22 protein-coding genes, 1 tRNA gene and 1 pseudogene are annotated in these 24,523 nt (G+C 73.3%); 9 read left to right on the top strand and 15 right to left on the bottom strand.

What is annotated here, in order from left to right:
* The first annotated feature begins 7 nt into the window (after positions 1-7).
* The 3 genes from OVA02_RS17225 to OVA02_RS17215 all read left to right on the top strand — a co-directional run bounded on the left by OVA02_RS17225 (position 8) and on the right by OVA02_RS17215 (position 5,471).
* Positions 8-2,575 carry an ATP-binding protein gene (locus OVA02_RS17225; RefSeq protein ID WP_267658923.1) on the top strand — a complete coding sequence of 856 codons (2,568 nt, stop codon included), beginning with the start codon at positions 8-10 and terminating at the stop codon, positions 2,573-2,575.
* A 5-nt stretch (positions 2,576-2,580) separates the two neighbouring features.
* On the top strand, positions 2,581-3,360 hold the full coding sequence (locus OVA02_RS17220) for a response regulator (RefSeq protein WP_056048013.1): 780 nt from the start codon (positions 2,581-2,583) through the stop codon (positions 3,358-3,360).
* A 197-nt stretch (positions 3,361-3,557) separates the two neighbouring features.
* Positions 3,558-5,471, top strand: coding sequence for an amino acid transporter (locus tag OVA02_RS17215; protein WP_267659720.1), 1,914 nt, complete (start codon positions 3,558-3,560; stop codon positions 5,469-5,471).
* Positions 5,472-5,560: 89 nt separating this feature from the next.
* On the opposite strand, the gene OVA02_RS17210 is transcribed toward OVA02_RS17215, so the two are convergent.
* Positions 5,561-6,607, bottom strand: a complete 1,047-nt coding sequence (locus OVA02_RS17210; RefSeq protein WP_056047265.1) for a hypothetical protein — start codon at positions 6,605-6,607, stop codon at positions 5,561-5,563.
* A 292-nt stretch (positions 6,608-6,899) separates the two neighbouring features.
* On the opposite strand from OVA02_RS17210, the gene glgX reads away from it, so the two are divergent.
* A complete protein-coding gene (gene glgX, locus OVA02_RS17205) occupies positions 6,900-8,957 on the top strand; it encodes a glycogen debranching protein GlgX (protein WP_267658922.1) in 2,058 nt (685 codons plus the stop codon).
* A 138-nt stretch (positions 8,958-9,095) separates the two neighbouring features.
* Here the strand turns inward: glgX and OVA02_RS17200 are convergent, their stop codons facing one another.
* The 3 genes from OVA02_RS17200 to OVA02_RS17190 all read right to left on the bottom strand — a co-directional run bounded on the left by OVA02_RS17200 (position 9,096) and on the right by OVA02_RS17190 (position 11,388).
* Positions 9,096-9,365 carry a hypothetical protein gene (locus OVA02_RS17200; RefSeq protein ID WP_056047262.1) on the bottom strand — a complete coding sequence of 90 codons (270 nt, stop codon included), beginning with the start codon at positions 9,363-9,365 and terminating at the stop codon, positions 9,096-9,098.
* A 266-nt stretch (positions 9,366-9,631) separates the two neighbouring features.
* A complete protein-coding gene (locus OVA02_RS17195; RefSeq protein ID WP_235452702.1) occupies positions 9,632-10,564 on the bottom strand; it encodes an aminodeoxychorismate lyase in 933 nt (310 codons plus the stop codon).
* A 404-nt stretch (positions 10,565-10,968) separates the two neighbouring features.
* A complete protein-coding gene (locus tag OVA02_RS17190) occupies positions 10,969-11,388 on the bottom strand; it encodes a hypothetical protein (RefSeq protein WP_148053722.1) in 420 nt (139 codons plus the stop codon).
* Between the two features lie 58 nt (positions 11,389-11,446).
* Here OVA02_RS17190 and OVA02_RS17185 point away from each other — a divergent pair, with 58 nt between their 5' ends.
* Positions 11,447-12,100, top strand: a complete 654-nt coding sequence (locus OVA02_RS17185; protein ID WP_267658921.1) for an HAD-IA family hydrolase — start codon at positions 11,447-11,449, stop codon at positions 12,098-12,100.
* A 98-nt stretch (positions 12,101-12,198) separates the two neighbouring features.
* Here OVA02_RS17185 and OVA02_RS17180 read toward each other — a convergent pair whose 3' ends face one another.
* The 3 genes from OVA02_RS17180 to OVA02_RS17170 all read right to left on the bottom strand — a co-directional run bounded on the left by OVA02_RS17180 (position 12,199) and on the right by OVA02_RS17170 (position 14,722).
* Positions 12,199-13,215: an NAD-dependent epimerase/dehydratase family protein gene (locus OVA02_RS17180; RefSeq protein ID WP_267658920.1), complete on the bottom strand. Its 1,017-nt coding sequence runs from the start codon at positions 13,213-13,215 to the stop codon at positions 12,199-12,201.
* A gap of 72 nt (positions 13,216-13,287) precedes the next feature.
* Entirely contained in the window at positions 13,288-14,160 is an 873-nt protein-coding gene (locus OVA02_RS17175; protein WP_267658919.1) for a metallophosphoesterase family protein, read from the bottom strand.
* A 166-nt stretch (positions 14,161-14,326) separates the two neighbouring features.
* On the bottom strand, positions 14,327-14,722 hold the full coding sequence (locus OVA02_RS17170) for a hypothetical protein (RefSeq protein ID WP_267658918.1): 396 nt from the start codon (positions 14,720-14,722) through the stop codon (positions 14,327-14,329).
* Positions 14,723-14,910: 188 nt separating this feature from the next.
* Between OVA02_RS17170 and OVA02_RS17165 the strand changes: the two genes are divergently transcribed.
* Entirely contained in the window at positions 14,911-15,336 is a 426-nt protein-coding gene (locus OVA02_RS17165) for a YchJ family protein (RefSeq protein WP_267658917.1), read from the top strand.
* Positions 15,337-15,647: 311 nt separating this feature from the next.
* Here OVA02_RS17165 and OVA02_RS17160 read toward each other — a convergent pair whose 3' ends face one another.
* The 3 genes from OVA02_RS17160 to OVA02_RS17150 all read right to left on the bottom strand — a co-directional run bounded on the left by OVA02_RS17160 (position 15,648) and on the right by OVA02_RS17150 (position 17,551).
* A complete protein-coding gene (locus OVA02_RS17160) occupies positions 15,648-16,007 on the bottom strand; it encodes a hypothetical protein (RefSeq protein ID WP_267658916.1) in 360 nt (119 codons plus the stop codon).
* Positions 16,008-16,023: 16 nt separating this feature from the next.
* Positions 16,024-16,536, bottom strand: a complete 513-nt coding sequence (locus OVA02_RS17155) for a GNAT family N-acetyltransferase (protein ID WP_267658915.1) — start codon at positions 16,534-16,536, stop codon at positions 16,024-16,026.
* A gap of 163 nt (positions 16,537-16,699) precedes the next feature.
* Entirely contained in the window at positions 16,700-17,551 is an 852-nt protein-coding gene (locus tag OVA02_RS17150) for a DUF429 domain-containing protein (RefSeq protein ID WP_267658914.1), read from the bottom strand.
* Between the two features lie 33 nt (positions 17,552-17,584).
* Here OVA02_RS17150 and OVA02_RS17145 point away from each other — a divergent pair.
* Positions 17,585-18,762: pseudogene (locus tag OVA02_RS17145) on the top strand (VIT1/CCC1 transporter family protein).
* A gap of 53 nt (positions 18,763-18,815) precedes the next feature.
* Here the strand turns inward: OVA02_RS17145 and OVA02_RS17135 are convergent.
* From OVA02_RS17135 to OVA02_RS17125, 3 genes are all read right to left on the bottom strand, one after another.
* On the bottom strand, positions 18,816-19,676 hold the full coding sequence (locus tag OVA02_RS17135; protein ID WP_267658912.1) for a phosphatase PAP2 family protein: 861 nt from the start codon (positions 19,674-19,676) through the stop codon (positions 18,816-18,818).
* Positions 19,677-19,748: 72 nt separating this feature from the next.
* Positions 19,749-21,155: an MFS transporter gene (locus OVA02_RS17130; protein WP_267658911.1), complete on the bottom strand. Its 1,407-nt coding sequence runs from the start codon at positions 21,153-21,155 to the stop codon at positions 19,749-19,751.
* 8 nt (positions 21,156-21,163) lie between these two features.
* Positions 21,164-21,751: a helix-turn-helix domain-containing protein gene (locus OVA02_RS17125; protein ID WP_267658910.1), complete on the bottom strand. Its 588-nt coding sequence runs from the start codon at positions 21,749-21,751 to the stop codon at positions 21,164-21,166.
* Between the two features lie 186 nt (positions 21,752-21,937).
* Between OVA02_RS17125 and OVA02_RS17120 the strand changes: the two genes are divergently transcribed.
* Both OVA02_RS17120 and OVA02_RS17115 read left to right on the top strand, forming a co-directional pair.
* Positions 21,938-22,228: a hypothetical protein gene (locus OVA02_RS17120; RefSeq protein WP_056047225.1), complete on the top strand. Its 291-nt coding sequence runs from the start codon at positions 21,938-21,940 to the stop codon at positions 22,226-22,228.
* An 87-nt stretch (positions 22,229-22,315) separates the two neighbouring features.
* A tRNA-Arg gene (locus OVA02_RS17115) sits at positions 22,316-22,388 on the top strand.
* A gap of 154 nt (positions 22,389-22,542) precedes the next feature.
* Here the strand turns inward: OVA02_RS17115 and OVA02_RS17110 are convergent.
* Both OVA02_RS17110 and OVA02_RS17105 read right to left on the bottom strand, forming a co-directional pair.
* Positions 22,543-23,781, bottom strand: a complete 1,239-nt coding sequence (locus OVA02_RS17110) for an acyl-CoA dehydrogenase family protein (RefSeq protein WP_267658909.1) — start codon at positions 23,779-23,781, stop codon at positions 22,543-22,545.
* Between the two features lie 24 nt (positions 23,782-23,805).
* A complete protein-coding gene (locus OVA02_RS17105; RefSeq protein ID WP_159825113.1) occupies positions 23,806-24,432 on the bottom strand; it encodes an AmiS/UreI family transporter in 627 nt (208 codons plus the stop codon).
* Positions 24,433-24,523: the final 91 nt, after the last annotated feature.

The following is a 24,523-nucleotide window of genomic DNA, read 5'->3' as shown; positions in this document are numbered from 1 at the left end:
TGAGCCCATGAAGCGAGGGCAGTTGCGGGTGGTGCTGGGGGCGGCGCCCGGCGTGGGCAAGACGTACACGATGCTCGAAGAAGGGGCACGGTTGCGATCCGAAGGGGTCGACGTCGTTGTGGCCGTCGTCGAGACTCACGGGCGGCGGGCGACCTCGGCGCTGGTCGGCGACCTCGAGGTCGTGCCCCGCCGGGCGGTCGTCCACCGCGGCGTCGCGCTGGACGAACTCGACCTGGAGGCGGTGCTCGCGCGGGCACCGCAGCTCGCGCTGGTCGACGAGCTCGCCCACACGAACGCCCCCGGCTCCACCCACGAGAAGCGGTGGCAGGACGTCGAGGCCCTGCTCGTCGCCGGCATCGACGTCGTCTCGACCGTCAACGTCCAGCACGTCGACTCGCTCACCGACGTGGTCGAGCGCATCACCGGGGCGACGCAGCGCGAGACGGTGCCCGACGCCGTGCTGCGGGCGGCCGACCAGGTGGAGCTCGTCGACCTCGCCCCTCAGGCCCTCCGGGACCGACTGGCCGAGGGCGTCGTCTACCCGGCCGACCGGGTCGACGCGGCGCTCTCGAACTTCTTCCGCCTCGGCAACCTGACGGCCCTCCGCGAGCTGGCGCTGCTCTGGCTGGCCGACGAGGTGGACAGCGCGCTGAAGGCGTACCGCGACGAGCACGGCATCGACAGCACCTGGGAGGCCCGGGAGCGCGTCGTCGTCGCCCTGACCGGCGGCCCCGAGGGCGAGACGCTGATCAGGCGGGGCGCCCGCATCGCCGCCCGGTCCTCCGGAGGGGAACTCGTCGCCGTGCACGTCAGTGCGCAGGACGGTCTCCGGCAGGGAGCGCCGGGTGCCCTGGCGGCGCAGCGGGCCCTGGTCGAGAAGCTCGGCGGCACGTACCACCAGGTCGTCGGCTCGGACGTGCCCCGCGCGCTCGTCGCCTTCGCCCGCGGGGTCAACGCCTCGCAGCTCGTCATCGGCGTCAGCCGGCGGGGGCGCCTGGCCGCGGCGTTGACCGGGCCCGGCATCGGCTCGACGGTGATCCGCGAGTCGGGACGCATCGACGTGCACATCGTCACCCACTCCTCGGCCGGACGCGACCGGGTGCTGCCGCGACTCGGCGGGGCCCTGTCGCGACGCCGCGTGATCGCCGGGTTCGTGCTCGCCCTCGTGGCCGGGCCGCTGCTCACCGGGCTGCTGGCCGGGCACCGCTCGGAGGACGGCATCGCGGGCACCGTGCTGGTCTTCCAGCTGCTGGTCGTGGTGGTCGCCGTCACGGGCGGCATCTGGCCGGCCCTGCTCGCGGCGCTGCTCTCGGGCGTGACGCTCGACCTGTTCTTCATCGCGCCGATCTACCAGCTGACCATCGCCGAGCCGCTGCACCTGGCGGCACTCGTGCTGTACGTGCTCAACGCCGCGATCGTCAGCTACGTGGTCGACCAGGCCGCACGACGCAGCCGTGCCGCCGCCCGGGCGCTCGCCGAGACCGAGCTGCTCGCCACGGTCGCGGGGAGCGTGCTGCGCGGCCAGGACGCCCTGCAGGCCCTGATCGGCCGCACCCGCGAGGCCCTGGGCATGACCCGGGTGCGCGTCGTCCAGGGCGGGGTCGAGATCGGGGAGGCGCGGCTCGCCGACGACGGCCGTCCCGGAGCCGGGTCCCCGGCCGGGACCACCACGTCGATCGCCGCGGGCGCCGACGCGACCCTCGAGCTGACCGGACCCGAACTGCAGGCGGCCGACCGGCGCCTCCTGGACGTCGTCGCGGCGCAGGTCGAGGCGGCCCTCGCTCATTCCGAGCTGAGCCGGGCCGCAGGCCAGGTCGCCCCGCTCGCCGAGGTCGACCGCATGCGCAGCGCCCTGCTCGCCGCCGTCGGTCACGACCTGCGTCGTCCGCTGGCCGCCGCGACGGCCGCCGTCAGCGGACTGCGGCAGACCGACGTCGCCTGGAGCGACTCCGACCGGGACGAGCTGCTGTCCACCGCCCACGAGAGCCTCGACTCGCTCTCGACCCTGGTCACCGACCTGCTCGACGTCAGCCGCGTGCAGGCCGGGGCCCTCGCCGTGACGCCCGCGGACGTCGACGTCGACGAGGTCGTGCTCGGCGCCCTCGACGAGCTCGGCCTCGGGCCGGCCGACGTCGAGCTCGCGCTGCGGGCGACGGTGCCGCCCGTGCGGGCCGACGCCGTGCTGTTGCAGCGCGTGGTCGTCAACCTGCTCGACAACGCCCTGCGCCACTCGCCGCCGGACGCGAGCGTCCGCATCTCGACGAGCGCCTTCGGCGACCGGGTCGAGCTGCGGGTCGTGGACCGCGGCCCCGGGGTCCCGGTCGAACGGCGGGACGAGATCCTCGTCGCGTTCCAGCGGCTGGGCGACACCGACAACGGCACGGGCCTCGGGCTCGGGCTGGCGCTCAGCAAGGGCTTCGTCGAGGCGATGGGCGGCACGCTCGCACTCGACGACACCCCCGGCGGCGGGTTGACCATGGTGGTCGGGCTGCCGGTGGTGCCCGGGCCGGGCGGGGCAGGCGAGGCCGGGCCGGGCGGGGCAGGCGAGGCCGATCGGGTACGGTCGGCCACGTGAGCGCCGTGAAGATCCTGATCGCCGACGACGACCCGCAGATCCTGCGGGCGCTCAAGGTGACCCTCGGCGCGCGCGGCTACGACGTCTTCACGGCCGCCGACGGGCGGGAGGCGCTCGACCTCGCGGCGAGCCGGCACCCCGACCTCGTCATGCTCGACCTCGGCATGCCCCATCTCGACGGGGTCGAGGTGATCACCGGTCTGCGCGGCTGGTCGACCGTGCCCATCCTCGTCGTGTCGGGCCGCACCGACGCCGCCGACAAGGTCGAGGCGTTGGACGCGGGCGCCGACGACTACGTCACGAAGCCCTTCTCGATGGACGAGCTGCTCGCCCGCATCCGGGCGCAGACCCGCCGGTTGCCCTCGGGCACCGACGACGAGCAGCCCGTGGTCACGTTCGGCGACGTACAGGTCGACCTCGCGGCGAAGACCGTGGTCCGTCGTCCGGGCGGCGGCGCGGGCGGCGGCGCGGGTGCGCGCGGCGGCGCGGGTGCGGGCGGCGGCGCGGGCAGCGGCGGCACGGCCGTCCGGCTGACGCCGACCGAGTGGAAGATCCTCGAGCTGTTGCTGCACAGCCCCGACAAGCTGATCACGCGCGAGACCATCCTGACCGAGGTCTGGGGCCCCTTCCACGCGAAGGACACCGGCTACCTGAGGCTCTACTTCGCGCAACTCCGCAAGAAGCTCGAACCCGTGCCGGCCGCACCGCGACACCTCGTCACGGTGCTCGGCATGGGCTACCGCTTCGTGCCCGACGCCGGGGCAGAGGTCGTCGAGGAGGCGTGACCGCGGTCGCCGTCGGGATCCTCACGGTTTCCTAACGCCGGACGTCACCACCGGGAGGCGCACGAGGCCTAACGTTGCAGGGCGCGTGCCCGCCTCCCGGTCGGTGCGCCCCGCACGTCCGAGAGGAACCCGTGTCCGCGCAGCCCGAGTCACCCGCCAGGGTCGCACCGCCGACCCCGCACCCGACCACGCGACGGATGCGGAGCTGGCTGCTGCACGGCCTCACCGAGACCGCGGGGACGCACCAGGGTCCGCACGCCGAGACCCCGGAGAAGACGCACTCGTGGTGGCGGGTGATGTGCCTGACCGGCGTCGACTACTTCTCGACCCTCGGGTACCAACCGGCCATCGCGGCCGTCGCGGCGGGGCTGCTCTCGCCCCTCGCGACCATCGTGCTGGTGCTGCTGACGCTGTTCGGCGCGCTCCCCGTCTACCGCCGCGTCGCCCGCGAGAGCCCGCGCGGCGAGGGCTCGATCGCGATGCTCGAGCGCCTGCTGCCCTGGTGGGGCGGCAAGCTGTTCGTCCTCGTCCTGCTCGGCTTCGCCGCCACGGACTTCATGATCACCATCACCCTGTCGGCGGCCGACGCCACGGCGCACGCCGTCGAGAACCCGTTCGCCCCGTCGTGGTTCCACGGGGCCGAGGTGCCGCTGACGCTGGTGTTGGTCGCGTTGCTCGCCGCCGTCTTCCTGCGGGGCTTCCGCGAGGCGATCGGCATCGCGGTCGTGCTCGTCGCGATCTTCCTGACGCTCAACCTCGTCGTCATCGCCGTGTCGCTCTTCCACATCGGCGAGAACCCGGTGGTCATCGGCAACTGGTGGGAAGCGCTGACCGTGCAGCACGGCAACCCGTTCGTCATGGTCGGCATCGCCCTGATCGTCTTCCCGAAGCTGGCCCTCGGCCTGTCGGGCTTCGAGACCGGGGTGGCCGTCATGCCCCAGATCACCGGCGACCCGACCGACACCCCGGCCAAGCCGGTGGGACGCATCCGCGGGGCCCGTCGCCTGCTCGCCACGGCCGCGATCATCATGAGCTCGTTCCTGATCCTGTCGAGCTTCGTCACCACGCTCTTGATCCCCCAGGCCGAGTTCCAGGCCGGCGGGTCGGCCAACGGCCGAGCCCTGGCGTTCCTGGCGCACCAGTACCTCGGCGACGGCTTCGGCACGCTGTACGACGTCAGCACCATCTGCATCCTGTGGTTCGCCGGGGCGTCGGCCATGGCCGGGCTGCTCAACCTCGTGCCGCGCTACCTGCCGCGCTACGGCATGGCACCGCAGTGGGCCCGGGCCGTCCGTCCCCTCGTGCTGGTCTTCACGGTGATCGCCTTCGTCATCACCATCGTGTTCGAGGCGGACGTCGACGCCCAGGGCGGGGCCTACGCGACGGGGGTCCTCGTGTTGATCACCAGCGCCTCCGTGGCCGTGACGCTGTCGGCGCGACGCGCGCGCCAGCGGAAGCGCACGATCGGCTTCGGCGTCGTCGCCCTCGTGTTCGTCTACACGACCATCACCAACGTCGTCGAGCGTCCCGACGGCGTGCGCATCGCCGCGATCTTCATCATCGGGATCATCGCGGTGTCGCTCGTCTCGCGCGTGCAGCGGTCGTTCCAGCTGCGGGCGACCTCGGTCACCCTGGACGACACCGCGCTCGCATACGTGCGCGAGGACGCCGACGAGTACGGCACGATCCGCGTCATCGCCCACGAGCCGGGGCGCGAGGTCGCCGAGATCTACAAGAAGAAGCTGACGGCCGAGCGGAAGTACAGCGGCATCCCGCAGCGCTCACCGGTCATCTTCCTCGAGGTGCACAAGGGGGACTCGTCGAACTTCGAGGAGGACCTCGTCGTGACCGGGCACGCGCTGCACGGCTACCGCGTGCTGCGCACGACGAGCGGCGCGGTGCCGAACGCCGTGGCCAGCGTGCTGCTGGCGGTCCGCGACGAGACCGGCGTCGTGCCCGACATCTACTTCGAGTGGACCGAGGGCAACCCGCTGTCCAACATGGGGCGGTTCTTCCTGACCGGGGTGGGCGAGGTCGCACCGGTGACCCGCGAGGTGCTGCGCCGGGCCGAGCCCTCGCGCAGCCGCCGCCCCGACGTGCACGTCAGCTAGCCGCTCCTGCCCCAACCTTCTGCACGCGCGCGAACCCCGTTTGCGAAGATGAACCCCGATTGAACGGGGTTCATCTTCGTGAACGGGGTTCATCCGGACGCCCCGACGAAGCGCCGTCGAGCGACCCGTGCAGCGTGCGTCACCCGACGTGGATCGATGAGGACGTCGGCCGCCCGGAGGAGTTCGACCAGCCTCTCCGGGAACACCAGATCGGCGTATTCGCAGTGCACCACGTGACGGATCTCGGGATGGCGCAGGAGGCGGCGGTCGCGACGTCCCCGAAGCCTGATGGCCTCCGCGGGAGTCCGTCCGGCGAGGATCTCGGGGTCGGTGAGCTTGATGTGCCCGTCGAACTCGACCGCGACGCCGAAGGTCCGGAGGAAGACGTCGCAGCGTCCGAGGAACCGGTCGCCGAGGATGAAGGTCTTCTGCAACTCGACCGACGACAAGCCCAGTTCGAACAGCACGACACGCAGGAGGGATTCGCCTCCGTTCTCGGCCCACGCGGACGAGAACTCGACGGCGCGACGGGCCATCCGTCCGCCCGGGTGTGAGGACGGGCCCAGTCGGGACATGAGTCGAGTGCGTCGGCGGAGGAACTCGGCCTCGACGGCAGCGCCCGTCCGGTGTCCGTCGGGCAGGACCAGGCGGCGCAGGACGGCGTCGACACACAGCACGGCATCGCCGAACGAGGCGCTCCGAGCCACGTCGACGGCGGTCCGCTCGAGGCTCGTGAGCCACACTCCGTGGAGTTCGTCGCGGTCGGCCGCCTGAACCGAGCCGGGGCGGCGCAGGAGGTCGGTCGAACGCCTCGTGGTCGTCCGCCGAGGATCGATGACGGTCACCACGTCCGCGTAGGCGTCGTGGACCCGCGGCAGACCCCACAGGGCCGCGGCCGAGTCGTGGGAGACCGTGCACCGTCGGTCCAGCCCTCGGGTGACCGCCCTGGTCAGGACGACGTGCCGCCCTCGCGCGTCGAGGTCGTCCCAGTCGGCGGCGGCGGCGTAGGTGCCCCGATGGACGCGGACCAGCGATCCCCGCCGCGCCTCGAGCTGCAGGCGTCGCGCCTCGCGTGTCGTGCCCCCGTGGGTCGAGGTGAAGACGAGCGGGCAGAGGTGGGGCGCGGTGCTGGTCATGGGGCGAGCGTGACGGGCGGCGCCCGACCAGCGTGATCCGCGCCTCCTCGCCTGGGGGCGGTGGGAGCTCCCTCCCGGCGTGTGGGGGAGGCGTGGTCGTCCTCGACACGAGGCCATGAACCCCGTTCACGAAGTTGAACCACGCGGAAACGGGGTTCATCTTCGTGAACGGGGTTCGTGGCGGGGAGGGCCGGGCAGGCGGGGGAGGCGCGGGCGGGGCGGGCGGGACGGTTCGGCGGGGTACGGCGCTCAGCTTGGCCGCCGGCGGCGCTCCTCCTGTACTGCTGGGAGCATGAACGACTCCCGCTCCCTGCCCTACCCCCTCGGCGTGACGCCCCTGCCCGACGGCGGCGCCCACGTCGCGGTGTACTCCGAGACCGCCGACCACGTCTGGTTCTGCCTGTTCGACGACGAGGCCGACGGCGGCACCGAGCGCCGCTTCGAGCTGACGAACCGCACCGGCCACGTCTTCCACGCCGTGGTCGAGGAGGCGCGGGTCGGCTCCCGCTACGGCCTCCGTGTCGCAGGCCCCTGGAACCCGGCCGCCGGCCTCCGCCACAACGAGCACAAGCTGCTGCTCGACCCGTACGCGACGGCCCTCGACGGCACGTTCGACTGGGGTCAGGCCGTCTTCGGGCACGACATGGACGAGCCCGAGACGATGGACGAGTCCGACTCCGCCGCGGCCATGCCCCGCAACGTCATCGCCGACCGCGACTTCGACTGGGGCGACGACCAGCGTCCGCTCACGCCGATGGAGGACACGGTCGTCTACGAGGTGCACGTCAAGGGCTTCACGCAGACGCACCCCGACGTCCCCGAGGACATCCGGGGCACCTACGCCGGCATGGGGCACCCCGCCGCGATCAAGCACTTCACCGACCTGGGCGTGACCGCCGTCGAGCTGCTGCCGACGCACCAGTTCGTGCAGGACAGCCACCTCGAGGAGAAGGGCCTCCGCAACTACTGGGGCTACAACTCGATCGGCTTCTTCGCCCCGCACGACGAGTACGCCTCGAAGGCCGCGGGCACGGCCGGCGGCCAGGTCGCCGAGTTCAAGCAGATGGTCAAGGACCTCCACGCCGCCGGCCTCGAGGTGTGGATGGACGTCGTCTACAACCACACGGCCGAGGGCAACCACATGGGCCCGACGATCTCGTTCAAGGGCATCGACAACGCCGCCTACTACCGACTGGTCGAGGGCGACGAGGGCAACTACTTCGACACGACCGGCACCGGCAACAGCCTGAACGTCAGCCACCCGGCGGCGCTCGGCCTGATCATGGACAGCCTGCGCTACTGGGTCACCGAGATGCACGTCGACGGCTTCCGCTTCGACCTCGCCACGACGCTCACCCGTCAGGGCGGCGAGGCCAGCGAGCACAGCGCGTTCCTCACGCTGATCCACCAGGACCCGGTGCTGCAGAGCGTCAAGATGATCGCCGAGCCCTGGGACACCGCCGGCTACCAGGTCGGCGGCTTCCCGGCCGACTGGTCGGAGTGGAACGGCAAGTTCCGCGACGACGTGCGCGAGTTCTGGAACGGCGAGCCCGGCGTCCTCTCGACGTTCTCGGACCGCGTGCTCGGCAGCCCCGACGTCTACGAGGGTGACCGCCGCTCGCCGCTGTCGAGCGTCAACTTCGTCACCGCGCACGACGGCTTCACCCTCGCCGACCTGACGAGCTACGCCGAGAAGCACAACGAGGAGAACGGCGAGGACAGCCAGGACGGCGAGAGCGACAACAAGTCGTTCAACGGCGGCGCCGAGGGCCCGACCGACGACCCCGCGGTCAACGAGTACCGCGACCGCCAGCGTCGCAACTTCCTCGGCACGCTGCTGCTCAGCGCGGGCGTGCCGATGATCCTCGGCGGCGACGAGATCGCCCGCAGCCAGGGCGGCAACAACAACGCCTACTGCCAGGACAGCGAGATCTCGTGGTTCGACTGGGAGCGCGCCGACCGCGACCTGCTCGCCTTCACGACCGAGCTGATCACGCTGCGTCGCGAGAACCCGGCGCTGCGGCCCGACTGGTTCCGGTACGCCCCCGAGGTCGAGAGCGACGACCACGTGCAGGTGCGCCGTGCCGACGACCACTCGTTCTCGAGCGGTGACTGGCAGCAGGGCGAGAACAAGGCGATCACCTTCGTGCTGACCCACAAGGACGCCGACGCGTTCGCCTACCTCGTCAACGGGTCGACGGCGGTCGTCGAGTTCAACGTGCCCGACGCGCCCCACGGCGAGTGGGAGCTCGCCGCGTCGAGCGACCCCGGCCAGCAGGTCGAGGGCGCCGTCACGACGCTGCTCGTGCGCGACGCGAGCTTCACGCTGCTGCGGAGCCGCGCCTCCTAGGCGGAGGGGCGAGCGCAGGAGGCGCGGTGCCGGTTCTCGGGATCGGAGCCGCGCCTCCTGCTTCCCCCGGGCATGCGAAAGACCGCCGCCCCGAGGGGACGACGGTCGTCGTGTTAGTCGGCCGAGGCCGAACGGGGATCAGGCGGAGGCGAGCTGCTGCGCCTCGGGGGCGAAGAAGTCGGCGTAGCTCGGTCCCGGCGTGATGTCGACGACGGTGCCGCAGACGACGGGCCCGGGGTCGACCGGCGACCGGTGGGCTCGACCGGCGGGTCGACGCTTGGGGTAGACCTCGATGCGAGCGGCGGGCACCCGCTGGTCGGCGGCGTAGTGGCCGGTCACGTCGACGGAGCGACGGACGTGCGCCACGAGCTGGTCGTGGCTGAGGCGGGCGAGGTCGGCGGCGCTCATGCCGCGGCCTCGGCCAGGAGGAGTGCGCTGATGTCGATCGGCTCGGTGGGAGCCAGGTCGTGCGCGAGGGGGTGGTGCCCGGAGGCGTGGACGATGTTCATGTGTTCAGCTCATCTCTGCGGCCCTGCGACCGCGTGCGGAACGGGGTGGTGCGGGTCGCGTCGCCGTGAATCGACGCGTTCCCGACTCTCGCAGGTCACCGGGTGATCGCCACCATCGCCCGACACATCGTTCGCAAGGTGGACATCTGTTCGAACGGCGGGGGCTCAGGTGCGACGGGCCCAGAGCGCCTCGACCAGCGACGTCGTCAGCTCGTGGTCGATGGCGAACGGCCGGCCGTCGAGGTCCGACACGGGAGCGATCTGACGTCCGCTGGACAGCAGCCACAGGGCGTCCGCCTCGTGCACGCGGGTGAGCGGCAGCAGCTCGTACGCGGTCTCGTGGCCGAGGTCCGCCAGGGCGTCGAACACGGCCGCCTGCGTCGTGCCCTCGAGGATGCCCTGGTCGGTGCGCGGGGTGACGAAGCGGTCGCCGAAACGCGCGACGAGCGAGGCCGACGGCCCCTCGAGCGCGTACCCGTCGCTGCTGACGAAGAGGACGTCGTCGGCGCCCCGACGGGCGGCCTCGCGCAGCACGCTCTTGTTCACGGCGTACGAGAGCGTCTTGGCGCCCTGCAGCAGCCACGGCGAGGTCGTCGCGACGTCGTGCCGGTAGCCGCGGTCGAGCGCCACGACGCGGATGCCGTCGCGGCGCTCGACGGCGTGGTCCTCGTAGACCTCGGTCCGGGCCCACGCGGTCGGCTCGCTGTCGGGCACGCCCTCGAGGCCGCGCGTCACGATGAGCTTGGTCAACGCGAACGGGACGGGCGCGTGGGCGGCGGCCGAGGCGAGCACCGCCTCGCGGATCAGGTCGAGGTCGAGGACGGGCAGGTCGAGCAGGGCCGCCGACCGTGCCAGGCGGGTCAGGTGCGGCTCGAGCGCCTGCACGGCTCCGTCGACGACGCCGAACGCCTCGAAGATGCCGTCGCCGCGGGTCACGCCCAGGTCGACGACGTTCACGGTCGGCTCCGCCGCGTCGGCGAGGTGCCACCCGGGACCGTCGCCTCGGGCGCCGGCCCGGGCCCGGTCGATCACCACGAGCACGGGGGCAGGAGGCGCGGTGTCGGTCGTGGGGGAGGCGTCTGCGGCGAGGTCGGTCACGCCCTCGACCGTACCTCGGGCGCGGGTTTTCGCTTTGTGGACAGGCTGTGGAGAATCACTCGTCGTCGAGAGGTTAGACGTCCACGGGATCTCGATCGGCCCGACGGCTGCTCGGAGGTGCGCATCGGGCACCCTGTCTCTTAAGTCACTAGCACGTCTAGCTAATTCGGGGCGCTGAACAGGCGTTTTCCTGGCAGGGTGCTCTTTGCCCGCCCAGACTGCAGCGGTACCGTGAGCGAGCCCGCCCACGGTGGGCGCGTGGTGCCCGGTGGGCCGGGAGCTTCTTCACGGGGCGGCCCGCCCGGCACCACACCACACGCGTAGGACCACCCGCGCCACTGCGCGCACGTCGAAGGGCCGCACCGTCGAGACGGTGCGGCCCTTCGTGGTCGGTCCGGGAGGCGTCAGCCGCGGGGCCGGGGCGGCCCGGGCTTCGGGTGCGACGGCGCGGCGCCGTCACCCGAGGGCGCGTCGGCGGGATCGGGCTCGCCGGGCTTCGGGTGGCCGGGGATCGAGTCGCCCGAGAGGTTGAGGTCGTCGGGGTCGACCTCGATGTCGCCGCCGTCGTCCGGCCCGCCCTCACCGGGCAGGGCCTGGACCGCGTCCAGGTCGGTGTCGGAGTCCACGGCGGGGGAGTCCTCCGTCGCCGACCGCTGCATCTCGGCGGTGGTCGCCTCGCTCCGCGGGAAGTCCGCGGTCGGGTCGTCGGCGTCGCGACGGTCCGGTGCGGTCTCGGCGGTGCCTGCGTAGCCGACGCCGTCCGTGGCCGTCGTGGCGTCGCCCGTGGTGGTGCCGGTCTTCGTGTCCTGCTCGTCTTCGTGCATGCGGGCACGGTACGCCGTGGGGGTGCGTGCCGCATGTGCGCCGGGGCAGACTGTGGCCATGACGACCCTCACCTGCCGCGCGATCGTGTTCGACATGGACGGCACTCTCGTCGACTCGACCGCCCTGGTCGAACGCATCTGGGGCGACTTCGCGGCCGAACACGAGCTCGACGTCGTCGAGTTGCTGGCGTTCGCCCACGGCCGGCAGACCCACGACACCGTCACCCGGTTCCTGCCCCGGCTGCCCGAGGACGAGGCACGGTCCCTCACCGACGGGCTGCAGGCGGTCGAGGCGGGCACCCGGGACGGGACCGTCGAGATCCCGGGCGCCGCCGCCTTCGTGGCGAGCCTGCCGGGTGACCGGGTGGCCCTCGTGACGAGCGCGAACCACGAGCTGGCGCGGTCGAGGATGGCCGAGGCGGGCGTGCCCTGGCCCGCGGTCGTGCTGGCGTCCGAGCAGGTGGCGGTGGGCAAGCCGGCCCCGGACGGTTACCTGCTGGCTGCCGAGCTGCTCGGCGTCGACCCGGGCGAGGTCGTCGTCTTCGAGGACGCAGCGGCGGGGCTCGAGGCCGCCCGCGCCTCCGGAGCCTCGGTCGTGGTCGTGGGCGACCACGACGGTCCGGCCGCCGACGGGCTGCCGCGCGTCGCCGGGTACGAGGACGTGTCGGTGACCGTGCGGGCCGACGGGCTGCTCGAGCTCACGCTGCCGTAGGGGCTGCAGCTCGCGCGGGCTGGCAGGTGGCACGGGCGCGCGGCTCGCGCGGGCGCGGGCGCGGGCCCGGCCTCGCGGTTCGAGCTGGGGCCCGCCGCTCAGCCGTGCAGCGGGTGCGACCCCTCGTGGTTGGTCCGGTGGGCGAGGGCGTGGGCGAACTCGCGCAGGGTCTCGTCCGAGGTGTGACGGGGCGTCCAACCGAGGACGTCCCGGGCCTTCTCGGTCGACATGACCGGGATCTTGGCCGCGATGTCGAGCCAGCCCGGCTCGGTCGGCTGCAGGCGGGCCAGCCAGGTGAGCTGGACGACGGCGCGCAACAGGCGGTAGGGCACGGGCAGCAGGCGGGAGCCGAAGGCCCGGGCGATGCGGTCGGGGTCGACCACGGGTTCGGCGGCGAGGTTGAAGGCCCCACCGGCGCGGCGGTCGATGGCCCGCCAGAACGCGTCCGCGACGTCGCTCGCGTGCACGACCTGCGACACGAAGCGCGGGGCGAGCGGGATGAACGGGGGGCGCACGCGCTGCATCCAGCGGGTGGGCACCCAGCGACCGGCGAAGAGTCCGACGATCTCGCTCGCCGCGGAGGCCTGGAACACGAGGCCCGGGCGCATGCGGGTCAGCGTGACCTCGGGGTGCTGCTCGACGAAGGCGTCCATGACGCGCTCGTTGATCGACTTGTGCTTCGAGTAGCTGGAGCGGCGGACGCCCTTGGTCTTGTAGGTCTCGTCGACGCGTCGACCCTTGGGGCCCCGCGAGTAGGCGCCGACCGACGACGCGACGAGCACGTGCGGCACGCCGGCCCGGGCGGCGGCGTCGAGGACGTGCGAGGTGCCGAGCACGTTCGTGCGGTACATGACGGCCTTGCGGTGGCTCGGCTGCAGGGCCCAGCCGAGGTGCACGACGGCGTCGGCCCCGGCGAACGCCCGCTCGAGGGCCACGGGTGAGTCGTCGGCCCCGACGTCGATCGAGAACCAGGTCACCTCGCCGTACGGCGGCGTCGCCATGCGCGGCCCCCGGCGGGCGACGCCGACGAGGGAGGTCACCTCGGGTTCGGCCTGCAGACGGGTGAGCAGGGCGGTGCCCAGGTTGCCCGTGGCTCCGACGACGACCACGCGCATGGGGGTCTCACTTTCACGACTCGACGATCGGCCAGGCGCCGACCCCGGGTGGGCGGCAGGCCTGTCCCGAGCCTACGCGCGGCCCCTGGGCGACGGTCCGGCCTCGGCGGCGATGCGGGCGACGGCGGCCTCGTCGAGCACGAAGACCTCGTCGCCGTCGCGCGGGTCGTGCGCGCGCACGACGGTCGAGCGCACCGACCCGTCGGCCGCCACCTCGACCACGGCGAAGCCCGAGCCGCGCACGGCCCGTTCCGTGCCGACGGTCGCCAGCACGTCCGTGTCGTTCGCCACCCCGGGCGCGACCACCACGGGGACGCCCGCGAGGTGGCCGACGACGTGGCGGTGGTAGTGCCCGGCGAGGACGACGCGGACGTCCGACGCCTCGAGGACCGCGGCCAGCGCCTCCGGGTCCTGCAGGGCGAGCGACTCGTGCAGGGTCGTCGGCGCCGCGATCGGCGGGTGGTGCAGCACGAGCACGGTGCCCCGCTCGGCGGGCGTCGCGAGCTCGTCGCGCAACCAGGCGAGCTGCTCGGGTCGCAGCAGTCCGTAGCCGGCCCCGGGCACGGACGTGTCGAGCCCGACCACCCGCCAGCCGTCGACGTCGCGCACGAGGTCGAGCGGCCTCGCCGGGTCGCCGCCGAGCACCTCGGCGAAGGGCTCGCGCACGTCGTGGTTGCCCGGCACGAGCACCACCTCGGCACCGGCCGCTCGGGCCCAGGCGTCGGTGCGTTCGAGGAGGTGCCGGTAGGAGGCGCGGGTCCCGTCGTCCGACAGGTCACCCGACCCCACCAGCAGTCGCACCCCCTCGACCCGCGCGGCCTCCGCCAGCACGAGGTCGAGGGCCTCGGTCGTGTCGACGACACCCTGGTGCAGGGCCCCGTCGGCGAGCAGGTGGGCATCGCTGAGGTGGACGATGCGGAGGGCTCCGGGCGGCAGGGCGTGCATGCCGCGACGCTACCGGGTGCGGGGCGGCGCGTGCGCGTGGCCCGGGGTGCCGGGGCCGCTCGGGCGGCTCGGGCGGTCGGGTCGCACCACGCACGTGGCGTCGAACCACGCACGGGGGTGGTTCGACGCCGCAACCGTGGTGCGACCTCGCGTGTGGCGGGAGGGCTCAGCCGCGGAACTGGTCGGCGGGGGCGAGGCGGCCGTGCACGCGGCGCCCGAGCTCGGCGAACATGTCGGTGACGGTCGCCCAGTCCTCGTGGGTCGGGGAGGTCGGTTCGACGAACAGGCCGTAGAACCGTCGCCCGCTGTTGAGCGACTCGACCAGGACGGTCTCGGAGCGGTCGAAGAACTGCGTCCCGTCGTGCTTGAGGGCGGACGCCCGGACGGGTTCGCCGGTCAGGGTGCTGAAGCCGGCCGACGCCAGGGCCCGTGCGGTCCTGCGCCGGGACAGTCGGGGGAGGACGAGACCCGCCTCCCCCGCGCTCAGCACCGCGCGCACGTGCGCGAACACGAGCTCTTGCTCGTGGACGGGGTGCGAGGTGGAGGTCGGCGAGTTCGTCACGGCATCACCGTGGCAGGTCGTGGCCCGGAGTGCGACGCCCAGTGCGGGGGCGGCCCCTTGGGGTGCGACCCGGACTGGGGAGCCGACCGGGTGTACCCGGCGCCCGCCCACGGTGTAGCTCGGTCCGGCAGGCGTCTCCGAGAGGAGGCCCGGGGACGGGGCGCCGGGACGTGCCGGAGAATGGCCCGATGCTTCCTGCTGCCCCCGCCGCCGGCTCCGGCCGCGACCTCGACGACTCGGCCCGGTGCCCCTGCCTCAGCGGCGAGACCTACGGATCGTGCTGCGGGCCGCTGCACCGGGGCACGACGCCCGCCCCGACGGCGGAACGGTTGATGCGCTCGCGGTACTCGGCGTTCGTGCTCGCCCGCGCCTCCTACCTGCTCGAGACGTGGCACCCGACGACGCGGCCCGCGACGCTCGAGGTCGATCCGGGCACGCGCTGGTTCCGGCTCGACGTCGTGCGGACGCACGCGGGCGGACCGTTCGACGACGAGGGGACGGTGGAGTTCGAGGCGCACTTCCGCGACGACGACGGCGTGGGGACGCAGCACGAGGTCAGCCGGTTCGCCCGGGTCGACCGGCGGTGGCTCTACGTCGACGGGATCTCGGGCTGACCAGAGGCGCTCCGAGCACGCTCGGGCCTGGCCGGGGCCGGCAGGGCGGAGGCGAGACGTCGGCATCGGGCGTCACGAAGAGGACGGCGGGTCCGTCGGGCCCGGCATCCTCTCCGTGACGCCGCCGGGCCGCAGGGAGAGCTTCACGGGCAGGGACCCACGGTCCGGACGACACCGATGCAGGGCTCGCGCCCTCCATCTCGACGAACGCTAGGCCGCACGAGATGGTGCGGTTCAGACGTGGACGCTCCTCACAGGCAGGGCGTCGAGACGCGTGTTTCGGGGGACAGGACGCGCGCGGGTCGCATCCGTCAGGGGGCGCGGCGTGCGAGGGCGACCGCCTCGAGTGCCCGGACCACCTCGCCGACGGCCCGCTGCGCCCGGACGACGCCGACCGGGCCGCCGAGCACCGACAGGGCCGGCTCGTGCACGACCCGCACCACGAGGCGTCCCCGGTCGTCCACGAACCACTGCACGCCGAGGGTCAGCAACTGCGCCCGCCCGGCGAAGGCGCGCAGCGCGAGGGTGGAGGCCAGCGTGCCCCGGACGGCTCGGGTGCTGCCGTCCGACGCGAGCGACAGGGTGAAGCCGTGATCGGTCAGGGTCTGCTCGACGAGGTGTCGCGACTCGTCGTGTGCGCCCTCGAGGAAGACGTCGTGCGTGCTCGCCACCGGACGGGTGCGGCGGTCAGCGCAGCGGCGCGAGCATCTCGAGCTCGCGCGCGGTGGGGTCGAGGGCGTAGGGGTTCGTGTGTCCGGTCGGTTCGTACCCGCGTCGACGGTAGAACGCGATGGCCCGCTCGTTCTGCTCGTGGACGTGCAGGCGCAGGGTGTCGCCCTCGGTCGCGGCCCACGTCTCGACGCCGTCGAGCAGCAGGTCGGTGACCCCGGCCGAGCGCCCTCGATGGCTCGGGGCGACGTACACGCCGACCAGCAGGGGCTGCCCCGCCGACTGCAGGAAGCCGCCCATGGCGCCGACCCAGTCGCCCGTCCCGTCGTCGATCGCGACCAGCGAGGTGCCGTGCTCGGCCTCGCCCCGGGCCCCGCGCATCCGCCACTCGGCCTCGGCGTGACGACGGGCGACGGCGAGCGTCTCGCCGTAGGCGATCGGCGTGTTCGCGAGCATCGCGAGGCGCAGGTCGCGGACGCGCTGCCAGTCGTCGGCGGTCGTGCGGCGGACGGTCACGGGTCGTGCGGGCATGCCGCCACCCTGCCACACGGGCGGGACGCGGCGGGTGCAGGAGGCGCGGGTCGCGTCCCACCGCCGGGTCGGGCCCCGTCGTCGTCACGTCAGGAGGCGCGGGTCGCGTCCCGCCGTCGACCCGCGCCCCGGGGTCGTCACGTCAGGAGGCGCGGTGCGGCCCTCAGCCGACCCGCGCCACAGGGGCGGGGCCGAGGCGCTGCTCGGGGCGGGCCGGTGAGATCAGCGTCGCGCGCCTCCCGCGGTCGTCCGGCTCGGTGTCGACGCCCAGCACCTGCAGGCGCTCGGGCGTCCGCGCGCGGAGTGCCGCCGTCCAGGCGCAGACCAGCGCGTCGAGCAGGTCCTCGCGGTGTTTGTAGGCCCGGTCCACCAGCGGCGAGGGCTCCTCGAGCAGCGCCGCCGACACCGGGTGCGAGTCGAGGCGCAACGGCACCTCGGCCCGGGCGAGCCCGCCCAGCCGACGCAGCAGCTCGTCGCAGGCCGCCGCGCGGGCCTCGCGCCGCGCCTCCTTGGGCAGGGTGAGGTCGGGTCGCTTGTAGCGGGGACGCTTGTCGTCGTAGGCGAGCTCGGTCATGCCGACGAGCGTCGTGTACGGGTAGCACTCGAAGTGCCCCACCGCGTCGGCCTCCACCGGCACGACGCCGTCGTCGTAGACGCCGCCGGCACGCTCGAGGCGCTCGCCGAGGGTGCGCCCGCCGAGCCAGGGCAGGGAGGCGCTGCTCGCGTTGGCCGACACGTGCCAGCGACCGTAGGCACGCGCCACGAGGCGTTCGCTCGCCCGCATGCCCGTGGCGTTCGGCACGAGCACGGGGGCGTCGACCGCGACGACCGAGCCGGGCGTCGACCAGCGTCGGACCCACGCCTCGACCTCGTCGACGCCGCGCGCCCAGCCGGCGTCGAGCACCGTGCCGTCGGCGTCGATCACGGCCAGGCCGGTCTCGTTCGCGGGGCGCTCGGGCGTCGAGTCGCGCCAGGCGAGGTCGACGCCGAGGTAGCGGGGCCGGGGTGTGGTCACCGCTCGACCGTACTCGCGGCCGATACTGTCCCCATGCCCACGAGCAGCACCCGCACCAGCGGCGGCACGAGCACCCGCACCCCCGCCGACCTGCGTCGCTGGCGGCGTTACCTCGCCGACGAGCGCGCCGAGGAGTCGACCTATCGCGACCTCGCCCGCCGCCGGGACGGCGAGGAGCGCGCGATCCTGGTCGCCCTGGCCGACGCCGAGGGCCGCCACGCACAGCACTGGGTGGACCTGCTCGGCGCCGACGTCGGGCGTCCAGCCCGCACCGACCTGCGCACCCGCGTGCTCGGGGTGCTCGCCCGGCGCTTCGGCTCGATCTTCGTGCTGGCTCTCGTGCAGAGCGCGGAGGCACGGTCGCCCTACGCGACCGACGCCGACGCCACCGACGCGATGGCCGCCGACGAACGCATCCACGGCGAGGTCGTGCGCGGCCTGGCCGAGCGCGGACGCAACCGCCTGTCGGGGTCGTTCCGCGCCGCCGTGTTCGGGGCGAACGACGGTCTGGTCAGCAACCTGGCGCTCGTGCTCGGCATCAGCGCCTCGGGCGTCGCGAACCACGTGGTGCTGCTGACCGGGCTGTCGGGTCTGCTCGCCGGGGCGTTGTCGATGGGGGCGGGCGAGTACGTCTCGGTGCGGTCTCAGCGCGAGCTGCTCGACGCCTCCACCCCCGACCCGACGGCGCGACACGTGCTGCCCGACCTCGACGTCGACGCGAACGAGCTGGCGCTGGTCTACCGGGCACGGGGCATGTCGCCCGACGAGGCCGAGGCCCACGCGCGGGAGGTGCTCGCGGGCGCGGGGCGAGGGCCTCGTCGCCGAGCGCGCCTCCTGCGGGGGCCGCGCCGGGCGCCGCCACGGCCGGCTGGGCGGACGCCCCGGACCAGGAGGCGCGCTCGGCCGACGAGCCCGCCACCCACGAGACCCTCGGCACGGCCTTCGGCGCTGCCGCCTCGAGCTTCTGCTTCTTCGCGTCCGGGGCCGTGATCGCCGTGCTGCCCTACCTGTTCGGGCTGTCCGGGCTCGTGGCGGTCGTCGTGGCGTCGGCGCTGGTCGGCGTCGCGCTGCTCGGCACCGGCGCCGTCGTCGGATTGCTGTCGGGGGCGAGCCCGGTCAGGCGGGCGCTGCGCCAGCTCGGCATCGGGTTCGGGGCGGCCGCCGTGACCTACCTGCTGGGGCTGTTGTTCGGGACCGGCGCCGCGGGCTGAGCTCGCCGCGGGCCGTGCTCGCCGCGGGCTGAGCGGATCGGGCCACGTGCGCGTCAGGCCTTGCGGTCGAGCTTCCAGGCGATCCAGCACGTGACGAGGACGACGCCGGCCGCGGCGAGGCGCGCGCCCATCAGCACCCCTTGGCCGGTCGAGGTCGTGAGGCTCATGTCGGAGCCGATGCCGATGCTCCAGATCGCGCCCGACAGGGTGAGGCAGACGACCAAGGCGAGGCCCAGCACCACCGAGGTGGCCCCGTGCGACCGGGGGCCCACGTCGTCGCGGCCGCGAGGGTCACGTGAGAGGCGGGCGGCGGCGATGCGGACGAGGCCGAGCCAGAGCAGGGCCACGGCGCAGGCGCCGACGACGTCGCTGCAGCGGTGCCAGCCGAAGGCGACGGTCTGCTCGGCGACGACGGCCGCGAACGCCGCACCGACCATGTAGAACAGGGGCCGGGCGTGCCGACCGAAGGTGGTCATGATCGCCAGGACCGCGGCGACGGCGACCGTGACGTGCCCGCTGGGGAAGCTGTTGCCGTAGAGCTCGCCCGTCAGCTCGGGGCGGGGCGCGAGCTGCTTGAGCACCTGGGTGGTGACCGTCGCGCCGATGATCAGCACGCCCGCCTGGACGGCCGACCCGGGCCGGCGGCGGACGAACGCCACCACCATCGTGAGGGCGACGACCAGCAGCACGGCCGGGGGAGAGATGGCGTCGAGCGCGACCCCGGACTGCAACAACGTGGTGCCGTCGACCGAGCGGAGGATGCTGTCCTCGATGGACTGGCCGGTCTCGGTGAGGACCGCGATCGTGTACACGCCTGCCAGCACGACGAGCGAGGCCGACGACGCGACCACCCAACGACCCGTGACCCGTCGACGGACGGCAGGCGTCGTCGAGAGGGTCGGGTGAGCAGTCACCGGACGAGCTAACTACACGTCGCCTGGAAACAGGCTCGGTCCGACCTGCCGATGCGCCGGGGTCGCCCCGACTCACAGCGAGGGTGCAGGTGGCCGGCCGCCGGTCGGGCCCCGACGCTCCATCAGCCGCCAGTGACCGCCGGTGAGCGGGGCGAGCGTGACGGTCGTGTAGACCACGGCGACGATGCCGAACGCGACCGTCAGCCCGATCGTGTCGGCCGCGACCCCGCCGAGCAGGGCGCCGGCCGGGATGCCGGCCCAGGCTCCCGCGGTGACCAGTCCGAAGACCCGCCCGCGGAGGTGCTCGGGGGTGCGCTCGAGCTGCACCGTGCCGAGGATCGGGTTGAGGGCGCCGGCGGCGAGACCCGAGAGCGCGGTCGCGGCGACCAGCACCGGCAGCGGGGCGCCGAGGGCGAACGCCAGGCTCGACGGCCCGCCGGCGAGGGTGAAGCAGGCGACGAAGGTGAGGCGGCGCGGCACCCGGTGGGCGACGAAACCGAAGGCGACGTTGCCGGCGAGGGCGCACCCGCCCATGGTGGCGACGAGTAGTCCCAGGGCGGCCGCGCCTCCGAGTCGGTCGTTCGCGTAGAGGGGCAGCAGGGTCGACCCGCGTGCGGCGTCGAGCAGGTTCGTGACCAGCACGAGCGCGACGATCAGCCGCATCAGCGGGTCGCGGACGACGAAGCGGGCGCCCTCGACGAGGTCGGACCGGTAGGAGGCGCGGGTCGGCTCGGTCGCGTCGGTGGCGTCGGTCGGGTGGTCGTCTCTCGGATTCGGTGATCCGGTCCGTGCCGGACCCGACACCGGGACGAGTGCCCCGGTCAGGGCCGCCGAGACGGCGAAGGTGGCGGCGTTGACGAACAGGGACGCGACCGGTCCGACGGCGGCGACGAGGAGCCCGGCGATCGACGCCCCGATCAGCTTGGCGAAGCGCTCGGACCCGTCGAGGAGCCCCACGCTGCGTTCGATGCGGACTCCGGCCCGCTCGGTCAGCGCGGGCAGCATCACCCGGCGCGCCGTCTGTCCGGGGCTGTCGAGCAGGCCGCCGACGAAGACGAGCGCGAGCAGGGCCCAGAACGGCAGCCCGACGGTGAGCGCGAGCACGGGCATCGCGAGGACGGAGGCGCCACTCACGAGGTCGGCGACGATCGCGGCCCGCCGGTGCCCGACCCGGTCGACGACGACGCCCCCGAGCGGGCCGCCGATGATCACCGGGGCCGTCGCGAACGCCGCCGCGAGCCCGACCTCGGCCCCCGACCCGCCGAGACCCAGGACGTAGAAGGGCACGGCGAAGGCCGTGACGACGTTGCCGGTCTGTGAGATCGCGTGGGCCGCGACGAGGGACGACAGGGCTACCCGGTCGGTGCGCCCGGTGTGGACGGTGTGACCCGTGCGCCCGCCGCGGGGCCGGGCCGGACGACCGCCGCGAGTGGCGCTGTCGGTGCCCAGCGCCTCCTCGGCCGGCGTGCTCTCGCTCACGACGCGCCTCAGGGGCGGCGGTAGGCCTGGTAGACGAGCACGACCGGCGCGGCGCCGTCGTCGGCCGCCGGGTCGTGGGCGGCGCTGACGTCGAGCCAGCGGTCGACGACGCCCTCGAGGTCGCGGCGCAGGGCGGCGAGCTCGGTCGTGGTGAGGCGCAGGCTGCGGTCGCCGCTCGCCCCGGCCGCGATCCACTCGCGAGGCAGGGTGGGCATCGCGTCGACGTACTCGCCGAAGCGGGCGGCGTAGGCCTGGCCGATCGACTTCTGCAGCGCGGACGAGGCGACGAGGCGGTCGGGGTCGTCGAGCAACTCGGCGGGCTCCCAACTGGTGAGCTGCGCGGTGGCCTGCCACCAGCGCTCGCGCCGGTCGGTGGTCTGCGGCTCGGCCGCCTCGATCAGGTCGATCGAGGCGAGTTTCGAGAGGTGGTAGCTGATCGTCCCCGGGGCCTCGTCGACGGCGTCGCCGAGCTGGGCGGCCGTCTGCGCGCCGCGTTCGCGCAGCAGACCGAGGAGGCGCAACCGGGTCGGGTGGGCGAGCACGCGCATCGAGGCGGCATCGGTGAGGGTGCTTCGGGAGGTCTCTCGGGCGGACATGAAGTCGACGATAGGTGCACAAGAGCTGTTGCGCAAGAGCCGTTGTGCTTTTCGACGAGAGCGTGGGCGGGCCAGCCGCCCAACCGTTCGAGCCGTGAGTGTGGTGGGTGTCGCGGGCGGAGGTCGGACCCGCGGCGCATGCTCGGAGCACGACCGCCGGACAGTCCGGCGCGCAGGAGGAACCCGATGACGAAGACCCCGGACGACCCGCACGGCACCGACGAGACCGACCTCGAGCGTCGTGGCAACAGCAGTGGCGAGGGTCACGGCGACCACACCGTCGGCGAGCGGGACGACCGCCCCGTCGAGATCACCAGCGAGAACCACCCCGACGGCGGCACCGGCTCCCGTTCGCTCGACGACGGACCGGCCGACGACGCCGTCCCCACCCGCCAGCCCGGCCAGGCCGAGGCCGGCCAGGTCGACGAGCTGATCGGCGACTACAAGGGCGACGGCGAAGGCAAGCACACCTACTGACACGACCCGAGGAGGCGCGGTCGGCCTCGATTCGCGCCCCGCGCCTCCCTCGTGTAGTGTTTCCTCTGGCCAATCGGCCAGCGAAACGCGCCTGTAGCTCAACGGATAGAGCATCTGACTACGGATCAGAAGGTTGGGGGTTCGAGTCCCTCCAGGCGCACAGACTCGAAAGCCCCTGCCCAACACGGCAGGGGCTTTCCTCGTCTTCGGTGCTTGTCTGGCCGCCACCGGCGGCGTGCGCCTTCGACGCGAACTCGAAAAGCCCTGCCTTATGCGGCAGGGCTTTCCTCGTCCTCGGTGCCCGTCTGCTGAGATCAGCGGCGGGTCGCGCCGATGGCCCAGACCCGTGGCGGCTGGACGTCGTTGACGGCGTGGTCGCCGACGATGCGTGCTTTGAACACCCACGGGTTGTGGCTGCCGGCGGTCCGGGCGTTTCGCCAGTGCCGGTCCAGGTTCTTCGTGGTGCTCACGCCCGATGCCGCCAGCGCGTCGAACAGGTGCGAGGTCGCTTGGGTCGCGAGCGATGTCAGTGCGACCTGGGCCTGCGCGGTGGCGAGTTCGGCGCGGTCGTTCCGCTGTTCGTCCTCGGTCTCGTCCAGGAAGGCGCCCTCGTAGGCGCCCTGGAGGGCCTGCGCGGCGCGGTCGACGATCGCTCGGGCGGCGAAGCCGGCGGCTGAGACCTCGCCGACGACCTGCAGGATCTGCGGGTCGGCGGCGAAGGTGTCGGCGTTGCCGTGGGAGAACACGCGGGTGCGGTTCCGCACCTCGACCGCGATCTCGCGCTCGGCCGCCACGACGGAGCCCGCGAGGACGCTCAGCAGCACGGCCTGGTAGAAGGCCGTCTGGTACTTGAATCGCTCGTCGAAGAGCACGACGTCGTCGGCACCGACACGAGCATCTCGGAAGGTGCTCGTGCCCGACCCCGTCGTCCGCTGCCCGAACCCGTCCCAGTCGTCGGTGTGGGTGACGCCTTCCTGGCGGGCGTCGACGATCGCGATGACCCGGTCGCCGGTGTCCGTGCGTTCGGCGTACGTGTCGATCCAGTCGGCGAAGATGCTCCCGGTGGAGTAGTACTTCTGCCCGGTGACGCGGAACCCGCCGTCCGGGTCCGGGCTGACCTTCGTCGCGACGTCGCCGACCTGCACCGTGCCCACTTCGGTCCAGGAGTTCCCGGCGATCTCGCCGCGGCCGAACCGTTCGAGCCAGACGTCGCGCGGTCCGGACCGGGCGACGAGGCGGTCCTCGACGAGAGCGAAGTGGCCGCGCAAGGCCTGGGGGATGTTGCTGTCCGCCGCCGCGAGCTCGGTGAGCAGCTCGAACAGCTGCGGGAGGGTGGCGCCGGAGCCCCCGAACTCGACGGGGACACGGAGGGCTCCGAAGCCCGCGTCGGCGAGCTCGCGGATCTCGGCCACGGGGAGGCGGTGCTCACGGTCGCGTTCCGCGGCACCGGCGGCGATGCGGTCGAAGAGCGGGCGGAAACGCGCGGACAGGGCGTCGTCGGTGGGTGACGCCGTGGTGACGGACGTGGTGGACGTGGTGGTCGTCGTGGTCATGGGTCTCGGTTCCGTTCTGGTGGGTCAGGCAGCGGCGGGGGCAGGCGTGTGTTCCGGCTGGGGACGTGTGGCGGCTCGGCGGGTGAGAAGGACGGCGCCGCCGAACACCCCGACGAGCGCCAGGAGTGCAGCCGTCGTGGCGACCGAGCCGGTCGGCCAGTGCCCGGTGAGGCCGAGGAGCGCGGGGACCGTGGTGGTCACCTGGCTCGCGAGGACGAGGGCCCACCCGGTGTAGGTGCTGATGGCCGATCGGCCGAGGGCGAGCAGGACGAAGAACAGCGCCCAGAGCGCCGCCCATCCCGTCCAGAGCACGGCGAGGAAAGGGTCGTCCGCGACGTGGACGATCGCGAAGGCGACGGCGAGAGCGGCGACCAGGCCGCAGAACCAGCCCAGGCCCACGGCGCCGAGGCCGAGGAGGGAGTCCACGCCGACGTAGAGGTACGTGATGCCGAACAAGAAGGTGCCCGAGATCCCGAAGAGGATGGGCAGGGAACCGTCGGCTGACACGGCCACGGCCACGCAGAGGACGAGCTGCAGACCGCCGACCAGGACGTTGAACACGCCGCTGTCCCGGCCGGGCACGCGCCCGAGCAGGGTGAGGCCGTTGACCAAGAGAGCGGCCCCGGAGAGGACCAGACAGATGAGCGCCATGCGGCGACCTTGACACCGTTCACCTTCGGTCGGTGTCTCGTGTCCCATCATGTCCGTCCGCTACGCCCCGTGACGGCGGTACCCGTCGTGT

The sequence above is a fragment of the Frigoribacterium sp. SL97 genome, from assembly GCF_026625765.1.
Classification (GTDB): domain Bacteria; phylum Actinomycetota; class Actinomycetes; order Actinomycetales; family Microbacteriaceae; genus Frigoribacterium.
The sequence above is the reverse complement of the archived record's forward strand: the minus strand, read 5'-3'. Positions and strand labels throughout refer to the sequence as shown.

What these genes read in the sequence shown, in the direction of transcription:
- OVA02_RS17165 (WP_267658917.1), top strand. Translation starts at nt 14,911, where the DNA reads ATGCTTCCTGCTGCCCCCGCCGCCGGCTCCGGCCGCGACCTCGACGAC.
- OVA02_RS17190 (WP_148053722.1), bottom strand. Translation starts at nt 11,388, where the DNA reads ATGCACGAAGACGAGCAGGACACGAAGACCGGCACCACCACGGGCGAC.
- OVA02_RS17210 (WP_056047265.1), bottom strand. Translation starts at nt 6,607, where the DNA reads ATGACCAGCACCGCGCCCCACCTCTGCCCGCTCGTCTTCACCTCGACC.
- OVA02_RS17180 (WP_267658920.1), bottom strand. Translation starts at nt 13,215, where the DNA reads ATGCGCGTGGTCGTCGTCGGAGCCACGGGCAACCTGGGCACCGCCCTG.
- OVA02_RS17215 (WP_267659720.1), top strand. Translation starts at nt 3,558, where the DNA reads ATGCGGAGCTGGCTGCTGCACGGCCTCACCGAGACCGCGGGGACGCAC.
- OVA02_RS17105 (WP_159825113.1), bottom strand. Translation starts at nt 24,432, where the DNA reads ATGGCGCTCATCTGTCTGGTCCTCTCCGGGGCCGCTCTCTTGGTCAAC.
- glgX (WP_267658922.1), top strand. Translation starts at nt 6,900, where the DNA reads ATGAACGACTCCCGCTCCCTGCCCTACCCCCTCGGCGTGACGCCCCTG.
- OVA02_RS17155 (WP_267658915.1), bottom strand. Translation starts at nt 16,536, where the DNA reads ATGCCCGCACGACCCGTGACCGTCCGCCGCACGACCGCCGACGACTGG.
- OVA02_RS17200 (WP_056047262.1), bottom strand. Translation starts at nt 9,365, where the DNA reads ATGAGCGCCGCCGACCTCGCCCGCCTCAGCCACGACCAGCTCGTGGCG.
- OVA02_RS17125 (WP_267658910.1), bottom strand. Translation starts at nt 21,751, where the DNA reads ATGTCCGCCCGAGAGACCTCCCGAAGCACCCTCACCGATGCCGCCTCG.
- OVA02_RS17175 (WP_267658919.1), bottom strand. Translation starts at nt 14,160, where the DNA reads ATGCACGCCCTGCCGCCCGGAGCCCTCCGCATCGTCCACCTCAGCGAT.
- OVA02_RS17225 (WP_267658923.1), top strand. Translation starts at nt 8, where the DNA reads ATGAAGCGAGGGCAGTTGCGGGTGGTGCTGGGGGCGGCGCCCGGCGTG.
- OVA02_RS17110 (WP_267658909.1), bottom strand. Translation starts at nt 23,781, where the DNA reads ATGACCACGACGACCACCACGTCCACCACGTCCGTCACCACGGCGTCA.
- OVA02_RS17120 (WP_056047225.1), top strand. Translation starts at nt 21,938, where the DNA reads ATGACGAAGACCCCGGACGACCCGCACGGCACCGACGAGACCGACCTC.
- OVA02_RS17185 (WP_267658921.1), top strand. Translation starts at nt 11,447, where the DNA reads ATGACGACCCTCACCTGCCGCGCGATCGTGTTCGACATGGACGGCACT.